At 66.1% G+C, this 18,884-nt stretch carries 16 protein-coding genes and 1 riboswitch; of the genes, 6 read left to right on the forward strand and 10 right to left on the reverse strand.

Features of this window, described 5'->3' with window-relative positions:
• Nucleotides 1-71: 71 nt before the first annotated feature.
• From thiS to BTH42_RS21640, 3 genes are all read right to left on the reverse strand, one after another.
• The gene (gene thiS, locus BTH42_RS21630; protein ID WP_075303282.1) at nucleotides 72-269 is read right to left on the reverse strand and encodes a sulfur carrier protein ThiS; all 198 of its coding nucleotides are present in this window, start codon (nucleotides 267-269) and stop codon (nucleotides 72-74) included.
• 49 nt (nucleotides 270-318) lie between these two features.
• Nucleotides 319-1,449, reverse strand: a complete 1,131-nt coding sequence (locus tag BTH42_RS21635) for an FAD-dependent oxidoreductase (RefSeq protein ID WP_075303223.1) — start codon at nucleotides 1,447-1,449, stop codon at nucleotides 319-321.
• A 231-nt stretch (nucleotides 1,450-1,680) separates the two neighbouring features.
• A riboswitch (TPP riboswitch) is annotated at nucleotides 1,681-1,803 on the reverse strand.
• Nucleotides 1,804-2,102: 299 nt separating this feature from the next.
• Entirely contained in the window at nucleotides 2,103-2,339 is a 237-nt protein-coding gene (locus BTH42_RS21640; protein WP_075303224.1) for a hypothetical protein, read from the reverse strand.
• Between BTH42_RS21640 and BTH42_RS21645 the strand changes: the two genes are divergently transcribed.
• The 4 genes from BTH42_RS21645 (at nucleotide 2,338) to BTH42_RS21660 (ending at nucleotide 6,441) form a co-directional block, all read left to right on the forward strand.
• Nucleotides 2,338-4,089 carry an ABC transporter ATP-binding protein/permease gene (locus tag BTH42_RS21645; protein WP_075303225.1) on the forward strand — a complete coding sequence of 584 codons (1,752 nt, stop codon included), beginning with the start codon at nucleotides 2,338-2,340 and terminating at the stop codon, nucleotides 4,087-4,089. The genes BTH42_RS21640 and BTH42_RS21645 overlap by 2 nt on opposite strands.
• Before the next feature lie 293 nt (nucleotides 4,090-4,382).
• Entirely contained in the window at nucleotides 4,383-4,847 is a 465-nt protein-coding gene (locus BTH42_RS21650; RefSeq protein WP_075303226.1) for a hypothetical protein, read from the forward strand.
• 63 nt (nucleotides 4,848-4,910) lie between these two features.
• On the forward strand, nucleotides 4,911-5,600 hold the full coding sequence (locus tag BTH42_RS21655; RefSeq protein ID WP_075303283.1) for a hypothetical protein: 690 nt from the start codon (nucleotides 4,911-4,913) through the stop codon (nucleotides 5,598-5,600).
• A 97-nt stretch (nucleotides 5,601-5,697) separates the two neighbouring features.
• Nucleotides 5,698-6,441 carry a response regulator gene (locus tag BTH42_RS21660; RefSeq protein WP_075303227.1) on the forward strand — a complete coding sequence of 248 codons (744 nt, stop codon included), beginning with the start codon at nucleotides 5,698-5,700 and terminating at the stop codon, nucleotides 6,439-6,441.
• Nucleotides 6,442-6,444: 3 nt separating this feature from the next.
• Here BTH42_RS21660 and BTH42_RS21665 read toward each other — a convergent pair whose 3' ends face one another.
• The 4 genes from BTH42_RS21665 to BTH42_RS21680 form a co-directional block, all read right to left on the reverse strand.
• Nucleotides 6,445-7,128: a flagellar basal body L-ring protein FlgH gene (locus tag BTH42_RS21665; RefSeq protein WP_075303228.1), complete on the reverse strand. Its 684-nt coding sequence runs from the start codon at nucleotides 7,126-7,128 to the stop codon at nucleotides 6,445-6,447.
• A 114-nt stretch (nucleotides 7,129-7,242) separates the two neighbouring features.
• Nucleotides 7,243-7,971 carry a hypothetical protein gene (locus tag BTH42_RS21670; protein WP_075303229.1) on the reverse strand — a complete coding sequence of 243 codons (729 nt, stop codon included), beginning with the start codon at nucleotides 7,969-7,971 and terminating at the stop codon, nucleotides 7,243-7,245.
• 3 nt (nucleotides 7,972-7,974) lie between these two features.
• The gene (locus BTH42_RS21675) at nucleotides 7,975-8,172 is read right to left on the reverse strand and encodes a DUF6726 family protein (protein ID WP_075303230.1); all 198 of its coding nucleotides are present in this window, start codon (nucleotides 8,170-8,172) and stop codon (nucleotides 7,975-7,977) included.
• A gap of 15 nt (nucleotides 8,173-8,187) precedes the next feature.
• The gene (locus BTH42_RS21680; RefSeq protein ID WP_075303231.1) at nucleotides 8,188-8,391 is read right to left on the reverse strand and encodes a hypothetical protein; all 204 of its coding nucleotides are present in this window, start codon (nucleotides 8,389-8,391) and stop codon (nucleotides 8,188-8,190) included.
• Between the two features lie 497 nt (nucleotides 8,392-8,888).
• On the opposite strand from BTH42_RS21680, the gene BTH42_RS21685 reads away from it, so the two are divergent.
• Together BTH42_RS21685 and BTH42_RS21690 are read left to right on the forward strand one after the other, a co-directional pair.
• Nucleotides 8,889-9,632, forward strand: coding sequence for a response regulator (locus BTH42_RS21685; protein ID WP_075303232.1), 744 nt, complete (start codon nucleotides 8,889-8,891; stop codon nucleotides 9,630-9,632).
• Entirely contained in the window at nucleotides 9,629-10,960 is a 1,332-nt protein-coding gene (locus tag BTH42_RS21690) for an ATP-binding protein (protein WP_075303233.1), read from the forward strand. Before BTH42_RS21685 ends, BTH42_RS21690 begins: the two co-directional genes overlap by 4 nt.
• Before the next feature lie 254 nt (nucleotides 10,961-11,214).
• Here the strand turns inward: BTH42_RS21690 and BTH42_RS21695 are convergent, their stop codons facing one another.
• The 3 genes from BTH42_RS21695 to BTH42_RS21705 form a co-directional block, all read right to left on the reverse strand.
• Entirely contained in the window at nucleotides 11,215-12,183 is a 969-nt protein-coding gene (locus BTH42_RS21695) for a tyrosine-protein phosphatase (protein ID WP_075303234.1), read from the reverse strand.
• Between the two features lie 324 nt (nucleotides 12,184-12,507).
• Nucleotides 12,508-13,977 carry a glutamate synthase subunit beta gene (locus BTH42_RS21700; protein WP_075303235.1) on the reverse strand — a complete coding sequence of 490 codons (1,470 nt, stop codon included), beginning with the start codon at nucleotides 13,975-13,977 and terminating at the stop codon, nucleotides 12,508-12,510.
• 108 nt (nucleotides 13,978-14,085) lie between these two features.
• Entirely contained in the window at nucleotides 14,086-18,789 is a 4,704-nt protein-coding gene (locus BTH42_RS21705; RefSeq protein ID WP_075303236.1) for a glutamate synthase-related protein, read from the reverse strand.
• Between the last annotated feature and the right edge of the window lie 95 nt (nucleotides 18,790-18,884).

Below are 18,884 nucleotides of genomic sequence, written 5' to 3' on the forward strand. Positions count from 1 at the left end.
GGGTTGGCGTGAAGCTTTTTACCGTCACGGCTTTGCGGCAATGGGTTGGCGGCAGGCTCGCGCTGTCGCGCTCAGCCGCCCGCGACCGGTTGCACGACGTCGAGCCGGTCGCCCGCCTGCAGCGCGCGCGCCGCATGCTGGGTGCGCGCGACGAAATCGCCGTTCAGCGCGACCGCGAACGGCGGACGCGCGCCGTACGCGGCGAGCGCATCGGCGACAGTCGCGCCCTCGGGCAGCGACAACGGCTTCTGATTGATATGAATGTCCATGGTGTTCGAATACGGTTCAATCGGAGGTGAAAGCGGCGACGCGCGCCGCTCAGGCCGGCTCGCGCGCGACATCCTGCTGGAACAGCTCGCTCCAGCGCGCGTCGCGGCGCCAGTCGGCGAAGCCGTCGGCATCGCTGACGCGGCCGTCGAGCAATGCGCCGGCAAAGCGCACCGCTTCGTCGGCGACTTCGGGCGCGATCATATAGCCGTGCCGGTACAGGCCGTTCACGCGCAGCGTGCGCGCGCCGTCCCACAACAGCGCCGGCCGATGATCGGGCAAGGTCGGCCGGCACTGCGAATTCAGTTCGAGGATGCGCGCCTCGCCGAAGCCCGGATGCACCGAGAACGCCGCGCTCAGCAATTCCAGCGCCGAGCGCACGCTGACCGGCGACATATCCTCGCCTTCCACTTCGGTCGCGCCGATTACATACAGGCCGTTCTGCTTCGGCGCGATATACAGCGGATAGCGCGGATGCAGCAAGCGCACCGGCCGCGTCAGTTGCAGGCCCGGCGCATGCACCCGCGCGACTTCGCCGCGAATGCCGCGCAGCGTGGGCAGCACCGGCTTCGCGCCGAGACCGCGGCAGTCGATCGTGATGCCCGCATCGGGCAGCGTCGACGAATCGACCGGCGTGTTCCAGTGGGTTTCGACGCCGCGCTCGGCCAGTCCCGCGGCCAATGCGGCGAGCACCTGGCGGTTGTCGAGCTGACCTTCGCGCGGCAGCAGCCAGCCCTGGTTGAAGCGGCCGGCAAGCGCGGGTTCGGCGGCGCCCAACTGCGCGCCCGCCAGCGCGACGAAGCCGCCGTCGAGCAACTCGGCCGGCGCATTCGCGCGCACCCGCCGTTCGAACAGCGGCGCCTCGGTCCGGTCCGCGTGATGCCAGACGACCAGCGTGCCGTTGCGTTGGAAAAACACCGGCTCCGGCAATTCGGCCAGCAGCTTCGGCCAGCTCTCGAGCGAACTCGCGCCGAGCCGGGTAATCAGCAACTCGGCGCTCGCGGCTTCGGCGAGCGGCGCGAGCATCGCCGCGGCGACCCACGCGGCGGCCTGCGAACCGGCGGCATCGCCGCGCTCGTAAAGCGCCACGCGATGCCCGGCGCCGGCAAGCCGCCACGCGACCAGCCGGCCGCACAGGCCGCCGCCGAGCACGGCGAAATCGGGTCGGGAGGAACGGTTCATCGCGCGTGCTCCGTGGTGGAACGACCGGAGCGGCAGACAAAAGCGATGCGGCACGGCGCGCCAGCGGCGGCGTGACGGGGAGAACAATACATAGCTGAAGAATAGGCGGTCATCGAGTCCTTTCCGTACGGCTTGAAAACGCACGTACCCAGGACGAAACCGGCGGGTGAAGCCGGCCGGGCACCACGTGCGCACGTCATGTGCGGTCGCCGCCCGGCGGGGAATGGAAGACGGTTGCTTCCGGAAACTTCCCGCGCCGGTATTACCCGGATCGGGTGCAAAGGGTCTCTCTCAGCCTCGCCGCCGCGGATCGGAATCACGCCGGCAGTGTGCGAAGCACCCCTGTTTCGTCGAAAGGCCATTAGACCATAAAAGCCGCGACGCCCGCAAACCAGCGCCCGTACGCCCGTTGCGGGCTCGCGCGGGCGGCCGCCGTGCCGATCCGCACCTTCTTTCGCGGCGCCGCTGCGGACGCGCGCGCCGCTCTGGCACAATGCCGTGACCGGCTGCCGCGCGGGTACGATGGGTGCCACGCGGCACGGTGCGCGACGACGCGCGGGGCATGTTTCACGCCTCACCGCGACGGCGCTTGCGGGGGCGACGCCAGGCAATTTCGACGCAAACTCGCGACCGCCCCGGGACTATCCCTGGGCCTACGCGAGCGCGGCGAAAATTAATTCCCGCTTAAGGGCGCGCCGCCAGAATCGGCGCTCGCCCGAACGGCTGGACGGCCGCCCGGCGGTCTTGTCGGCGCGAACGCGCAGCGCCACGGCAACGGCGAGACGGTGACAGGTAAGCGACAGTTCCGCGCGCCGTCCCCACCGCTTCAGCCTGCGCGAACCGGCGCACCGGATCGGCACTTTGGGCCAGCACATCATCAGGACGCTCATGACATCACATACTTCCGCCAGCCCCGCGCTGCCGCCCGACGAAAAGGTCTCCGCCTGGAGCCTGATCAAGCCCTACTGGGTCTCCGAGGAACGCTTCGTTGCATGGGGGCTGCTCATTGCGATCGTCGCGATGAACCTGACCATCGTCGGGATCAACGTGCGGCTGAACCGCTGGAGCGCGGATTTCTACAACGCGCTGCAGGCGAAGAACGTCCACGACTTCCCGCATCTGCTGATGGTCTTCTCCGGGCTCGCGTTCGCGTTCATCATCCTCGCGGTGTACCGCGGTTATCTGCGCCAGATGCTCGGCTTCCGCTGGCGCCAGTGGTTGACCACCCGCTATCTGGACGAGTGGCTCAACGACAGCGCGTTCTACCGGATCGAGCGCGACCGCCTCGCCGACAACCCCGACCAGCGGATCAGCGACGACCTGCAATCGTTCGCGACCACCACGCTGTCGCTGACGCTCGATCTGCTGTCCACCGTCGTCACGCTGGTGTCGTTCATCACGATCCTGTGGTCGCTGGCCGGCGCGTTGAGCATCTCGCTCGGCGGCATGCCGCTGCACATCCCCGGCTATATGGTGTGGGCCGCGGCGCTGTACGCGGTGGTCGGCTCGCTGGTCACGCAGAAGGTCGGCCATCCGCTGGTGCCGATCAACTATCAGGCGCAAAAAGTCGAGGCGGATTTCCGTTTCGGCCTGATCCGGCTGCGCGAGAACGCCGAGCAGATCGCGTTCTACAACGGCATGGAGACCGAGAAGACCAACGCGCACACGCTGTTCGGCCGGATCCGCGATAACTGGTGGCAGGTGATGAAGTACACCAAGCGCCTGACCTTCGTGCTGAGTTTCTACGGCCAGATCGCGATCATTTTCCCGATCGTGGTCGCCGCGCCGCGCTACTTCGCGGGCGCCTTCACGTTCGGCGTGCTGATGCAGATCTCGAGCGCGTTCGGCACTGTCAGCGATTCGTTCTCGTGGTTCATCAACAGTTATACGAGCCTCGTCGAATGGCGCGCGACCGTGAACCGGTTGCGCGAATTCAAGCGCGTCGTGCACGCGCCGCGTCTGAAGGAATCGGTGTCGCCGGCGACCGAGCATGGCGGCATCAACCTGCATTTCGTCGATGCCAACCAGCTGTCCACCGAAAGCCTGAAGCTCGCGCTGCCGAACGGCAACCCGCTGTCGAGCATCCGCGACATCGAGATCCGGCCGGGTTCGCGCTGGCTCGTACGCGGCCCGTCCGGCGCCGGCAAGAGCACGCTGATGCGCGCGCTCGCCGGGCTGTGGCCGTTCGGCGACGGCTCGATCGACGCGCCGGTCAACGCCCGGATGATGTTCATCCCGCAGGTCAGCTACATGCCGATCGGCACGCTGAAGGCGGCGCTCGCGTATCCGTCGGCGGCCGATACCTATACCGACGCGGAGTGCCGCGAAGCGCTCGTCACCTGCCATCTGTCGGAATACGCGGACCGTCTGCAGGAAACGGCGCACTGGACCCGCGTGCTGTCGCCGGGCGAGCAGCAGCGCTTCGCCGCCGCGCGCGTGCTGCTGCACAAGCCCGACTACCTGTTCCTCGACGAAGCGACCAGCGCGCTCGACGCGGACAACGAAGCGCGTCTGTATCGACTGTTCACCGAGCGGCTGCCGAAGGCGGCGATCGTCAGCGTCGCGCATCGCGAGACGCTCGCCGCGTTCCACGACGAGACGCTCGACGTCGAGCGCTCGGGCGAGCCGGTCGCGGCCTGAGCAGTGCGATAAGCGGGGCGATAAGCGCTGCAATGAGCGGGCCGGCGAGTGGCGCGGTGAGTGAGCCGCCGCCGAACTCGCGCCGCGGGCAATCCGCGGGCAATCCGCGGGTAAGCCGCGGGCAATCCGCGGCAACACCGCGAAAGAACCGTGAAGACTTCGAAAGCATTTGCGAAGCGGGCAAGCTGTTCCGCGCTTTGAAAATGGCCGATGGAAGCGACGATAGTCGTGTGGGCTGCGCCTCGTGCCGGCCCTCAGGTCATTCATCGCAACCGCTTTTCGGATTCCTCGCCATGTCATTCGCTCGCCGTCCCTCCTCCCTGCTTTCGCGCGTCGCGCTCGCCTGCGGCGCGGCTTTGCTGTTCGCGAGCGGCGCCGACGCCGCCACCCCCACTCCACAGAACCAGCCCGCCGATGTCTGCGCGCCGCTCACGCACATCGTCGCCGCGACGGATTTCCGCCAACTGTCGAACGAGAGCAGCGCGCAATTGCCGGGCGTATCGAATACCGACGACTGCCGCGCGAGCCCGCACTCGTACGAGTGCCACTGGCGCGCGCACTGGCAGGCCGACGGCGTGATCAACGATCCGCTCGAAGAACTCGGCGCCGACATTGCCGCGTGTTTCCCGAGCGTCGTGCACGACGTCAACACGCCGGTGCGTCAGCATTTCATCGTGACCACCGACGCCGCGCGTCGCGTGAACGTCACCGCGAGCGTGCAAGGACAGAACGAATTGCGGCTGCGCGTTACGCGCTGAGCGCGAGCCGTCGTCGCTCCTTATGACTCGCTGCATTTGCCGACCGCGATCGGGCGCTCCTTCATGACTCCGTTGCCGACCTTGCGCGCGTCCGCTGTGTTGCGGGCGCTTCGGGCTTGCCGGGCTGGCGACGCTTCGCGCACCGCATGGCTCGAACCGCGGCGCCGAGGCGCGCGCGCCGCGTTCGTCACGCTGGCCGCCGCGCTCACACTCAGCCTGAACGGCTGCGCGTGGACGCTGATCTCGGCCGCCGACGCGACCGGCTCGGTGATCCAGGCCGGTTACGCGATCGCGTCGAACTACTCGTCGCCGACCTTCGTCAACGGTCGCCCGGCCGACGTGCAGCATGTGTGCATCGAGGTGAATCCGACGGTGTCGGTCGGCGACTTCGTGCCGGCATTGCAGCTGGTGCTCGACCGGCGCGGAATTCGTTCGGATGTCTACAATCCGGGCACCGCGCCCGCCGGCTGCGAAGCGCGGCTCGTCTACAACGCCGCGATCGAATACGGCCGCCGCTCGTTCAGCGACGCGTCGATCCAGTACCTGTCGATCATCGATCTGACGCTGATCCAGAACGGCCGGATTCTGGTCACCGCGCGCTATCAGACCGGCGGGCTCAACACCGACCGCTTTTCGTCGGCATCGGTGAAACTCAGCGGCCTGATCGAGAGGATGGTCATCGACCGGACCGACTTCGCGCGCCAGCCGCCGCAGACGCTGCAAACTTCGCAGGCCTATCCGCCGAGCAACTGAGCGCCTCGCGCGCGCAACTTGCTCAGTCTTACTCCGGAAAGGATTCGAAAGCACCGTGCGCTTTGCGCGGCTCGCGCGCATCACTAAGATGACCTGAATGAACCAAACCATTCTGATCGTCGACGACGATCCCGTCGTGCGCAATCTCGTCTGCGACTATCTGCAGGGTCGCGGCTTCAAGGTCGCCACGCTCGAAAACGGCGTCGCGCTGCAACGCAGATTGCAGACCGAACGTCCCGCGCTGATCGTGCTCGACATCATGATGCCGGAGCTCGACGGCATCAGCGCGCTGCGCGCATTGCGCGTCGCCGGCGACGACATTCCCGTGATCCTGCTGACCGCGCGCGCCGATCCGATCGATCGCGTGATCGGCCTCGAACTCGGCGCCGACGACTATCTCGGCAAACCGTTCGAGCCGAGCGAACTGGTCGCGCGCATCCGCACCGTGCTGCGGCGTCGCGGCTCGATCGCACCGGGTGCGCCCGAGCAACGCGCGCCATATCATTTCGGCCGCTTCGAAGTGAATTTCCCGGCGCGCGAACTGCGCCGCGACGGCGAGCGCATCACGCTGCGTTCGAGCGAATTCGCAATGCTGAAGGTATTCGTCACGCACGCGATGACCGTGCTCACGCGCGCGCAGCTGCTGGAAAAACTGCACGGCAATAGCGAAGCGCATCGCAATCGCAGCCTCGACGTATCGATCTGGCGCCTGCGGCGGCTGATCGAAGTGGATCCGTCCGAGCCGCGCTACGTGCAGACGGTATGGGGACGCGGTTATGTGTTCGTACCGGACGGCGAGATCGGCGCGGCCGAACGCGGGCTCGCGCCGCCGCTCAGTTAGCACTCAGAATGTCAGCACGCTCAGAAACATTCGTTGCAGCCAGCCCATCGTCGTCGCGTCGCTGACCATGCCGACGCCCGCCTGCTCGATGCGCGCATTCGCGACCTTGCTCGACGCGACGTAGTTGCCTGATTCGATATCCTTAGGATTGACGATGCCCGACAGCCGCAGACGATCGCGGTTGCCGCTCATCGAGATCACCTTCTCGCCGGACACCACCAGATTGCCGCCCGACACCGTGCCGATCACGGTCACCGCGAGCGTGCCGGTCATCCCGCTGATGTCGCTGAGACTGCCCTGCCCCTTGTATTCGGTGCTGGCCGAGCCGATGTTGAACAGTCGCGCGAGCCGCGCGGCGGCACTCGTCGATTGGTCCGCGGCGGTCGCGGTGATGCTGCTCGCGCGGCTCGCCGACGCGCTCGCGCTGTTGTTGCCGCTATACGATTCCGCCAGGCGAATCGTCAGGACATCGCCGATATGCTGCGCGCGCGGCGTTTCGTACAGCAGCAGCGGCGCACCGGCCTGATAGATCGCGCCCTGGGTGTTGATGTTCAGCGGCGCGGACGCGAGCGGCGGCGCCATCGGCGTATCGACGATCGAATCGCCCTGGATGCTCGAACAGGCGCTCAGCCAGACCGCGAGAGAGCCCGCGGCGCAAAGCGCGAGAGTGTGACGTAGCGCGATCATGCTGGCTCCGTGGCAAAGAGGTGAAATGAAATGGACGCGCGGCCGAGCGGTGGCCGATCGCATTGCCGTGATCCGGCGCGCCGCGGCCGACCATCAGGGCTGCCAGGTAAAACGTCAGCCCGCATCGATACCGCCCGTCTGCCACTGCCGCACGACCGCCTTCAGCCACGCATCCGAGCCCTTCAGCAGATAGGTGAGCGTGCCGTTGCGGCTACCCGGCAGAAAGCACAGCGTGATCGAGCTGGCCGCGTTTTCCCACACGTACATCGGCATTGCGCCGGGCGATGCCGCGTTAGGCGTCGCCAGACGCGGCGGCCCGTAGCGATCTTCGAGCGCGTCGCGCAAATCCTCGGCGGTCAGCTCGTCGATCACGAACGACATCTCGTACAGCCGCAACGCGCCCTGCCCGTCGATACGCGCGAAACGCAGCACGTGTTCGAGCGCCGGCGCGCCATCGACGACCGCCTGCGACAGCGCCCAGCGCTCGTCGTCGCGATGCCCCCAACGGCACGCGACGCTCAGACTATCGCGCGACTTCAGCCGCATGCCGAGCGCGCCGGCCTGCACGTCGGTCTCGCAGATCGGCACGCTGCCGAGCGGGGTCGCGCGCACGGTCGAACTCGCGCGGAACTCGTCGAGCGTGATGCCGAGCGCGACGCCGCGAAACGCGAATGGCGTGTCCGGCGAACGCCGCCGCGCGTCCGGCGTCACGCTACTCGGCGCGGCGTTGGGCGGGTTGGCGGCATTCGCCGCCTTCGCGTCACGCGCGGCCGGTTGCGCATACGCGCCCAACGAAACGGCGCCGAATAACGCGCATGCACAAGCGATCCGGATGAGCGTCATGATTCAATCGATCGCCGATGCGCACATGTCGAACGGCGTCGCCGCCGCGTGGCCGACCACCGGCACGATTTTCAGCGTCGCCGCGGTGAGCCGGCACGGCAACGCGGCGGCCCCGCAGCCGCCGAGCGACACCACGGCCGCGCCGCACACGAACCACGCGACGACCCGCAGCCACTGCTCAGGAGTTCTTGCTAACGACACGTGGACCTCGCCAGCTCACGCGGTGGTGTTGATCAGATGGCCGACCAGCCCGACGCCGCCGGCGTGCGGCTGCCCGGCTTGCGGCTGTGCGGTGTTTTCTGGCGCTGTCGAAGCGGTTTCGGTACGGCTGGAACTGGCGGCATTGGCGGGCCGTTCGGTCGCGGGCGTGGTCGCCAACGGGGAAAAGGGTGTGGAACTGAGCGTGTTCTGAATCGTCATGAAAGGGCCTCGCGGGACGCGCGCTGCGCGCCAGTGTCGGTGGAACGCCGCGCGCGCTAGCCTCATGCAACGGACTGAGGCTCGGCACGCGACGCGCTGTGCTGCGAACGAATGATCCCGCCGCGCGCGTTGCGACGATGCGCGAAGCAAGCCGCGCTTTCGCCCGGTTGTTACGAGTCGCTCCAGCCGCTTGCGAACGATTACGAGCCGTTTCCAGACGCCCCGGTTTGTCGGCGCGGATGTAGAAAAGCCGCCAGTCCCGTTTGCGGAAATGGCGGCTTTTTTCCGATTCAAACCTTTGCGTGCCCGGATGCCGCAACCAGTCAGCCCCTGCCCGAAAACGGCGACGAATCGCAGCCTCCACCCGCAGTGCTAGAGTAATCACCAGCCCCTAGCGGCAGCGCCCCGCCGATATACCGCAACACACGCGATACACAGTAAGCATTGGTAAGGAAACCCCCGATCGTGCGCCGGGCCCCCCAGTCTAGAATTTGGTCATGAATCCACAGGTCCTTATCGTCGACGACGATCCGGTCGTACGCGACCTTCTCTGCAAGTTTTTGCAATCGAACGGCTTCGATGCGTCCGTGCTGCACGACGGCACCCATCTGCAGCGCCGTCTCGAGCGTGAACGGCCGTCGGTCGTCGTACTCGACATCATGATGCCGAACACCGACGGCCTGCGTACGCTGACCGCGCTGCGCGCCGCCGGCGACGACATCCCGGTAATCTTCGTGACCGCGCGCGGCACGGTGGCCGACCGCATTGTCGGGCTGTCGCTCGGCGCGGACGACTATCTGACCAAGCCGTTCGATCCGCGCGAATTGCTCGCGCGCATCCAGACCGTGTTGCGCCGGCGCGGACCGCCCACCACGAGCGCGCCGGAAGCGCGCAAGCGCTACCGCTTCGGGCCGTTCGAACTCGACTTCGCGACCCGCTCGCTGACTCGCGACGACACCAAGCTGCCGCTGCGCGACAGCGAGTTCGCACTGCTGAAAATCTTCGTCAACAACCCGTACAAGGTGCTCTCGCGCGTGCTGATCCACGATCTCGTGCATCGCGACAACCTTGCATTCCGCGACCGTAGTCTCGACGTGCCGATCTGGCGCCTGCGCCGCGTGATCGAGGACGACCCGTCCAACCCGTGCTACGTGCAAACGGTGCGCGGCAAAGGTTACGTGTTCGTCCCCGATGCGAACGGCGGTACGCCCTTCGACGACGAGGTCGCGCCCGGCGCATGAAAAATCCGCTGAACACGCTGTTCGGCAGAATGGCGTTGCTGTCCGCGGTGGTGCTGTTCGCGATTCAGGCGAGCTGGTTCGTGCTGGTGTCGATGCAACCGCCGCGCCATGAAATGGACGGCTTCGCGCGCGGCATTCTGCTGGTGCTGCAGGCCATCAACGGCGAACCGCTGAAGGGCGCCGCGCTCGCGCCCGCGATGCGCGTGCATCTGGTGCCCACCTGGAACATGCCGGCCAGCGTGAATCTGCACGAGCCGAAAGCACACATGCTCGGCGAGCTGAGCCGGCATCTGCGCGAAAACCTGCCGCCCGGCACGCAGATCGCCGTCGACGATATGCGCCCGCCGCAACTGTGGGTGCTGTTCCCCGGCAAGTCGAACTGGGTCGTCGTGCCCGTCGACGTGCCGCCGCCGCCGCGCTTCCGGATCGAAGCGATCTCGATGCTGTTCGCCGCGCTGATCCTGTCGCTGTTCGCTGTGTGGCAGATGCAGCGGCCGCTGTCGCGCGTGGCTGACGCGTCGCGCGCGTTCGGCGCCGGTAGCCGGCCCGAACCGGTGCCGGTGCAAGGTCCGCGCGAGTTGCGCGACCTGATTGGTTCGTTCAACGACATGATGCGGCGCCTGAACGAAGCCGGCGACGACCAGGCGGTGATGCTCGCCGGCGTCGCCCACGATCTGAAGGCGCCGCTCACGCGCCTGAAGCTGCGCGCAAGCGTACTGGCCGACGAAAGCGAGCGCGCGGGCCTGATCCGCGACGTCGATTCGCTGACCAACATCGTCCAGCAGTTCCTCGAATTCGCGGGCCAGTCGGCCGATGCCGGGCCGCCGGTCGAAGTCGACGAGTTCCTGCGCGAGCAGTTTTCCTCGGGCGATCACGTCGGCATTACCGAAACCGCCGAGGCCACAGCCGCCGACGGCGCCGATACCGCCGACACCCCCGAAGCACCGCTGTTCGCGCTCGATCTGCGTGCCGGAGCATCGTTCAAGCTGCCGCGCACGCTGCTCGACCGGCTGGTGACGAACCTCGTCGACAACGCGCTCGAACACGGGATGCCGCCGGTCGAAATCGCGACCGCGCGCACCGACCGTCACTGGACCATCAGCGTGCGCGACCACGGCGCCGGCATTCCGGACGACCGCATCGCCGCCGCGATGAAGCCGTTCGTGCGGCTCGACGCCGCGCGCGGCGGCGAAGGCCATTGCGGACTCGGTCTGGCGATCGTCGCGCGGCTCGCGCACGATCGCGGCGGCCGCTGCCACGTGCGCAATCACGCGAGCGGCGGGCTCGACGTGCAGATCGAATTGCCGCTGGCGACAGTGGGGATTTGAGAAAAGAAGGGGAAACCGGCGCGAACGGAAAGGCAGCCGCGTAAGCATTGGCGCGCCGCTCCGGGCAACGGCGCGCTTACCCGCCCTTACCGTAGCGACTGCCGCGCGCGTGGCGGTTTTATAGTCGCTCCCGGCAACCTCGATGCCGCCCTTCTCCGTCCGCCCGCTCCCTCGGGGCGGACTTTTTTTCGGGCACTTCGCGCGACATGCCGCATGCCGCGCGCCGGGTCAGCGGAAAGAACGGCAAGCGTTCGTCAACGCACCAGCCGATTACGCAACGTATCGATCTGCGTCTGCGACAGACCGAGGCCCAAGGTCAGATAGTTCGCCATCGTGCCGTAGCTCGCCTGCACCTGATCGAAGCCCGCCTGCAGATAATTTTCATCGACGGTCAGCAACGGCGTCTCCGCCATCGCGATGGCGTCGCCCTGCTGCGCGCGCAGCGTGGCGGTGCGCGCGGCGATCGATGGCGCAAGGTAGACGTTGCTCAGCAGATAGTCCTGCATGATCACGTCGAGCGGCACGTTGGCGATGCTCAGCAGCAGCGCCGCGACCCAGCCCGCGCGATCCTTGCCGGCGCTCGAATGGAACAGTTGCGCGCCGGTGCCGTCGGCGAGCGCGCTGAGCAGCGCGCCGAATGCCTCGCGCTGCGCGCCGCCCATCACATAGGCGCGCGCCTGCGCCTGCATGAAGCCGGCCGCGGCCCCGGCCGTGTCGAGCGGCGGCGTCATGAAGTCAGGGGTGCCGAGCACATTCAGCGTGGACGAGGTCGCGCCGAGCGGCAATACGTCGGCGCTGCGGGCGATTTCGGCGGGCGTGCGCAGATCGTAGACCGCGACGATGCCGAGCTTGTCGAGCGTGGCCGCGTCGGTGCCGCTCAACGTCAGCGCGTTCGCGCGATAGAACACGCCGCGGCGCATCTGCTTGCCGTCGACGGTCAGATAGCCGGCACCCGCGCCGCCGAGATCGCGGAAATTGCTGACCGACACGAGACGCGGCGTCTCAGGCTGATCGGCCTCGAGACTGCCGCCGCAAGCGGACAGCAGCGAACCGCCGAAGCCGGCGGCCAGCAGCGCGCCGGCCGAGCCGGCCGTGCCTTTCAGGAAGCGCCGCCGCGCCGTCGAGACTGCCGCCGCGGTTGTCACCGCAACGCCGGCGCCCGCGGGCACGGTCGTGCTCGCGGCAATGCGCAAAGGCGAACGGGATTTCGCGGTTGAGGGCATCGGGAACGGCGGTGGAAACCGGGGATTAATGGGCCAATAACAGGCGAATAAGGGGCAAATTCAAGGCAGCCGGCGCTGCACGCGCAGTTTAACGTTCGCCAATATGTTCTGCGTTACATCGTGGTAATTGGTAAGGGAAAAACAGGGCGGTAGCCGGCGCGAGCGGACATAAAAAAACCGGGCTGCCCATCTCAGGCCAGCCCGGTTTCCTTTTTCTACTGCTTCGCTCTACCGCTATCGGTGCCTACATTGGGCACCTTGTCGTCTCCACGCCTTCCTGCAAAAAACGTGTGGCCGGGGCGCAAGTCGCCGGCCTGAAGACGCTTAACGCGGCAGTTCCGAATGCCCCATCAGGAACGCGTCGACCGAACGCGCGCACTGACGGCCTTCGCGGATTGCCCACACGACCAGCGACTGGCCACGGCGCATGTCGCCCGCGGTGAAGACCTTATCGACCGACGTGTAGTACGCCTTGTCGCCTTCGGTCGCCGCACGCACGTTGCCGCGCGCATCCTTGTCGACGCCGAACGCTTCGAGCACCGGCGAGACCGGTTGCGTGAAGCCCATCGCGAGCAGCACCAGATCGGCCTTCATTTCGAATTCCGAGTTCGGCACTTCGACCATCTTGCCGTCCTTCCACTCGACGCGCGCGGCGATCAGCTTCTCGACCTTGCCGTTCTTGCCTTCGAGGCGCTTGGTCGCGACCGCCCAATCGCGCTCGCAGCCTTCTTCGTGCGACGACGACGTGCGCAGCTTGATCGGCCAGTACGGCCACACCAGCGGCTTGTTCTCTTCTTCCGGCGGCTGCGGCAGCAGTTCGAACTGGGTGACGCTCTTCGCGCCGTGACGGTTCGACGTGCCGACGCAGTCCGAGCCGGTATCGCCGCCGCCGATCACGACGACGTGCTTGCCCTTCGCGAGCAGCTGGTTCGTCAGCTTGTCGCCGGCGTTGACCTTGTTCTGCTGCGGCAGGAATTCCATCGCGTAGTACACGCCTTCGAGCTCGCGGCCCGGCACCGGCAGATCACGCGGAGTTTCCGAACCGCCGGCGATCACGACCGCGTCGAACTGTTCGTTCAGCTCGGCCGGCGTGATGGTTTCCGTCGCGGTGTTGGCGATGTACGCCGGCAGCGAGTCCGCCTTGCCGATGAACACGTTGTTGCGGAACGTCACGCCTTCCGCTTCCATCTGGCGCATGCGGCGGTCGATCTGCCACTTCTCCAGCTTGAAGTCGGGGATGCCGTAACGCAGCAGGCCGCCGATGCGGTCGTTCTTCTCGAACACGGTCACGTCATGACCGGCGCGCGCGAGCTGCTGCGCGGCAGCCATACCCGCGGGGCCGGAGCCGACCACGGCGACCTTCTTGCCGGTCTTGTGCTTCGGCGTCTGCGGCTCGACCCAGCCTTCGGCCCAGGCCTTGTCGATGATCGCGTGCTCGATCGACTTGATGCCGACCGGGTCGTTGTTGATGCCGAGCGTGCAGGCCGCTTCGCACGGTGCCGGGCAGATGCGGCCCGTGAACTCGGGGAAGTTGTTGGTCGAGTGCAGGACGTCGATCGCGCTCTTCCAGTCCTGACGGAACACCAGGTCGTTGAAGTCCGGGATGATGTTGTTGACCGGGCAGCCGTTGTTGCAGAACGGGATGCCGCAGTCCATGCAACGTGCGCCTTGAATCTTCGCTTCGTCGTCGCTCAGTGCGGCGACGAATTCCTTGTAGTGCTTCACACGCGTGAGCGGAGCTTCGTACGTCTCGTGGCGACGTTCGAACTCGAGAAAACCGGTTGCCTTGCCCATGTGGTTCTCTTCTCTATCTGTATCTAGGGGTAATCTGGACCCGCCGCCGGCCGGACTCTATCCGGTCGGGCCGCGGCGGGTGCGGCTATATATGTCTGCGACGATCGGTCAGGCGGCGAGCACTTCCTTGTTCGCCTTCTTCGCGGCGAGTTCGCCGAGCGCGCGCTTGTATTCGGTCGGGAACACCTTCACGAACTGACGGCGCGCCGCGTCCCAGTTTTCGAGCAGCGCCTTCGCGCGCGGCGAACCGGTGAACTGGAAGTGACGCTCGATCAAGCCCTTGAGCAGCGCTTCGTCGGTCGTGCCGCGATGCCACACGCCCTGGTCGACTGTGCGCTCCTGTTCGGCCTGTTGCAGCACCGGGTCGAGCGACACCATCGACTTGTTGCACTTGCCCGAGAAGCTGCCGTCCGGATCGAACACGTAGGCGATGCCGCCCGACATGCCGGCCGCGAAGTTACGGCCGGTTTCGCCGAGCACGACCACCGTGCCGCCGGTCATGTATTCGCAACCGTGGTCGCCGGTACCTTCGACAACCGCCGTCGCGCCCGAGTTACGCACGCAGAAACGCTCGCCCGCGACGCCGCGGAAGAAAGCCTCGCCTTCGATCGCGCCGTACATCACCGTGTTGCCGCAGATGATGTTCTCTTCCGACTTGCCGCGGAAATCGTTGGTCGGACGGATGATGATGCGGCCGCCCGACAGGCCCTTGCCGACGTAGTCGTTGCCGTCGCCGACCAGATCCAGCGTCACGCCCTTCGCGAGGAACGCGCCGAAGCTCTGACCCGCGGTGCCCTTCAGCTGGATATGCACCGAGTCGTCGGGCAGACCGTCGTGGCCGTACTTCTTCGCGATCGTGCCGGACAGCATCGCGCCGACCGTACGGTTCACGTTGCGCACCGGCTGGATGAACGACACGTGCTCACCCTTCTCGATTGCGGCCTTCGCCTTCTCGATCAGCGTGTGATCGAGCGCACGGTCGAGACCGTGGTCCTGCACGTCGACGTGCTTGCGTGCGGTTTCGGCCGGCACCGTCGGCTGATAGAACACGCGCGAGAAGTCGAGACCCTTCGCCTTCCAGTGTTCGATGCCCTTCTTCGTGTCGAGCAGTTCCGCGCGGCCAATCAGATCGTCGAACTTGCGGATACCGAGCTGCGCCATGATTTCGCGCGCTTCTTCAGCGACGAAGAAGAAGAAGTTCACGACATGTTCCGGCTGGCCCTGGAACTTCGCACGCAGCACCGGATCTTGCGTCGCGACGCCGACCGGGCAGGTGTTCAGATGGCACTTGCGCATCATGATGCAGCCTTCGACGACGAGCGGCGCCGTCGCGAAGCCGAATTCGTCCGCGCCGAGCAGCGCGCCGATCACGACGTCGCGGCCGGTCTTCATCTGACCGTCGGCCTGCACGCGGATACGGCCGCGCAGCTGGTTCAGCACCAGGGTCTGCTGCGTTTCCGCGAGACCCAGTTCCCACGGCGTGCCCGCATGCTTGACCGACGACAGCGGCGACGCGCCGGTGCCGCCGTCATGACCGGCGATCACCACGTGGTCGGCCTTCGCCTTCGCGACACCGGCAGCCACCGTACCGACGCCCGATTCCGACACCAGCTTCACCGAGATGCTCGACGATGCGTTGACGTTCTTCAGGTCGTGGATCAGCTGCGCCAGATCTTCGATCGAGTAGATGTCGTGGTGCGGCGGCGGCGAAATCAGGCCGACGCCCGGCACCGAGTAACGCAGCTTGCCGATGTATTCCGACACCTTGTGGCCCGGCAGCTGACCGCCTTCGCCCGGCTTCGCGCCCTGCGCCATCTTGATCTGGATCTGATCGGCCGACGCGAGGTATTCGGCGGTCACGCCGAAACGGCCCGACGCGACCTGCTTGATGCGCGAGCGCAGCGAATCGCCTTCCTTCAGCGGAATGTCGACGATCACTTCGTCGCCGATCACCGACTTCATCGTGTCGCCGTTCTTGATCGGAATGCCGCGCAGTTCGTTGCGATAACGGTTCGCGTCTTCGCCGCCTTCACCGGTGTTCGACTTGCCGCCGATGCGGTTCATCGCGACCGCCAGCGTGGCGTGCGCTTCGGTGCTGATCGAGCCCATCGACATCGCGCCGGTCGCGAAACGCTTGACGATGTCCTTCGCCGATTCGACTTCGTCGAGCGGGATCGCCTTGGTCGGGTCGAACTTGAATTCGAACAGGCCGCGGAACGTCATGTGGCGCCTGGTCTGATCGTTGATCAGATGCGCGTATTCCTTGTACGTCTGGTACGAGTTGCTGCGTGCCGAGTGTTGCAGCTTGGCGATCGCATCCGGCGTCCACATGTGTTCTTCGCCGCGCACGCGGTATGCGTATTCGCCGCCCGCGTCGAGCATGTTCGCGAGCACCGGGTTGTCGCCGAACGCGTCGCGGTGCATACGGATCGCTTCTTCCGCGACGTCGAACAGACCGATGCCGCCAACCTTCGACGAGGTGCCGTAGAAGTACTTCGACACGAGGTCCGACGCGAGGCCGACCGCTTCGAAGATCTGCGCGCCGGTGTACGACATGTAGGTCGAAATGCCCATCTTCGACATGACCTTCTGCAGGCCCTTGCCGACTGCCTTCGTGAAGTTGTAGACCGCCTTCTCCGCCGACAGGTCGCCCTTCATGCCGGCCGCGAGCTGGCCGAGCGTTTCCATCGCGAGGTACGGGTGCACGGCTTCCGCGCCGTAGCCCGCGAGCAGCGCGAAGTGGTGCGTTTCACGCGCCGAGCCGGTTTCGACGACCAGACCCGTGCTGGTGCGCAGACCCTGTTGCACGAGGTGCGTGTGGATCGCGGCGGTGGCCAGCAGCGCCGGGATCGCGACGTTGTCGCGGTCGGTCTTGCGGTCCGACACGATCAGCATGTTGTAGCCGGACTTGACCGCATCGACGGCTTCCGCGCACAGCGATGCGAGGCGCGCTTCGATGCCTTCCTTGCCCCAGGCGACCGGATAGCAGATGTTCAGTTCGTACGAGCTGAACTTGCCGCCGGTGTACTGATCGATCGCGCGGATCTTCGCGATGTCCTTGAAGTCGAGCACCGGCTGCGACACTTCGAGACGCATCGGCGGGTTGATGTTGTTGGTGTCGAGCAGGTTCGGCTTCGGGCCGATGAACGACACGAGCGACATCACCATGTTTTCACGGATCGGGTCGATCGGCGGGTTCGTGACCTGCGCGAACAGCTGCTTGAAGTAGTGGTACAGCGTCTTGTTCTTGTTGGACATGACCGCCAGCGGCGAGTCGTTGCCCATCGAGCCGACCGCTTCTTCGCCGGCTTGCGCCATCGGCGCCATCAGGAACTTGAGGTCTTCCTGCGTGTAGCCGAATGCCTGCTGACGATCCAGCAGCGCGGCGGCTTCACGGCGTTCGGTCGCGACGTCTTCGGCGTTCGGCTCGATCTCGTCGAGCTTGATCCGGACCGCGTCGATCCAGCTCTTGTACGGCTTCGCGTTCGCGAGGTTGTCCTTCAGTTCCTTGTCGTCGATGATGCGGCCGTGTTCCATGTCGATCAGGAACATCTTGCCCGGCTGCAGACGCCACTTCTTGACGATCTTCGACTCGGGGATCGGCAGCGTGCCGGCTTCCGACGCCATGATGACGAGGTCGTCGTCCGTGACGATGTAGCGCGCCGGACGCAGACCGTTACGGTCGAGCGTCGCGCCGATCTGACGGCCGTCGGTGAACGCGATCGCGGCGGGGCCGTCCCACGGCTCCATCATCGCGGCGTGATATTCGTAGAACGCGCGGCGGTTCTCGTCCATCAGCGTGTGCTGTTCCCACGCTTCCGGGATCATCATCATCATTGCGTGGACGAGCGGGTAGCCGGCCATCACCAGCAGTTCGAGACAGTTGTCGAACGAGGCCGTATCCGATTGGCCCGGATAGATCAGCGGCCACAGCTTCGGCAGGTCGTCGCCGAGCACGTGCGAGGCGATCGCGCCGGTACGCGCGTTCAGCCAGTTGACGTTGCCCTTGACCGTGTTGATTTCGCCGTTGTGGGCGATCATCCGGTACGGGTGAGCCAGTTCCCATGCCGGGAACGTGTTGGTCGAGAAGCGCTGGTGCACGAGCGCCAGTGCCGACACGACGCGCTCGTCCTGCAGGTCGCGGTAGTACACGCCGACCTGGCCCGCCAGCAGCAGACCCTTGTAGACGACGGTGCGCGCCGAGCACGACGTCACGAAGTATTCCTTGCCGTGCTTGAGCTTGAGCGCCTGGATGCGGTGGCTCGCGGTCTTGCGGATGATGTACAGCTTCCGCTCGAGCGCGTCGGTCACCATGATGTCCTTGCCGCGGCCGATGAAGATCTGGCGGATCAGCGGCTCGCTCGCCTTGACGGTCGGCGAAATGGGCATCGTGTGGTCGACCGGCACGTCGCGCCAGCCGAGCACGACCTGGCCTTCGGCCTTGACCGTACGCTCGAGCTCCTGCTCACAGGCGATACGCGATGCGTGTTCCTTCGGCAGGAAGACCATGCCGACGCCGTATTCGCCAGCCGGCGGCAACGTCACGCCCTGCTTGGCCATCTCTTCGCGGTAGAAGCCGTCCGGGATCTGGATCAGGATGCCCGCGCCGTCGCCCATCAGCGGATCGGCGCCGACGGCGCCCCGGTGGTCGAGGTTCTCGAGAATCTTCAGGCCCTGCTGGATGATCTCGTGGCTCTTCTGGCCCTTGATATGGGCGACGAAGCCGACGCCGCATGCGTCATGCTCGTTCTGCGGATCGTACAGACCCTGGGCGGCGGGAACCGGGTGAATCGGGTGCTGGTGGTCGTTCATGGGGACACCGTCTGTGAGGGGCCGGACAGGCCGTTAAAACCGTTTTTCTATTGCCGCAGTGCAATCGCAACCGCGACGGCGCTCGACGCGCAGCG

The sequence above is a fragment of the Burkholderia sp. SRS-W-2-2016 genome (assembly GCF_001931485.1).
Classification (GTDB): Bacteria; Pseudomonadota; Gammaproteobacteria; order Burkholderiales; family Burkholderiaceae; genus Paraburkholderia.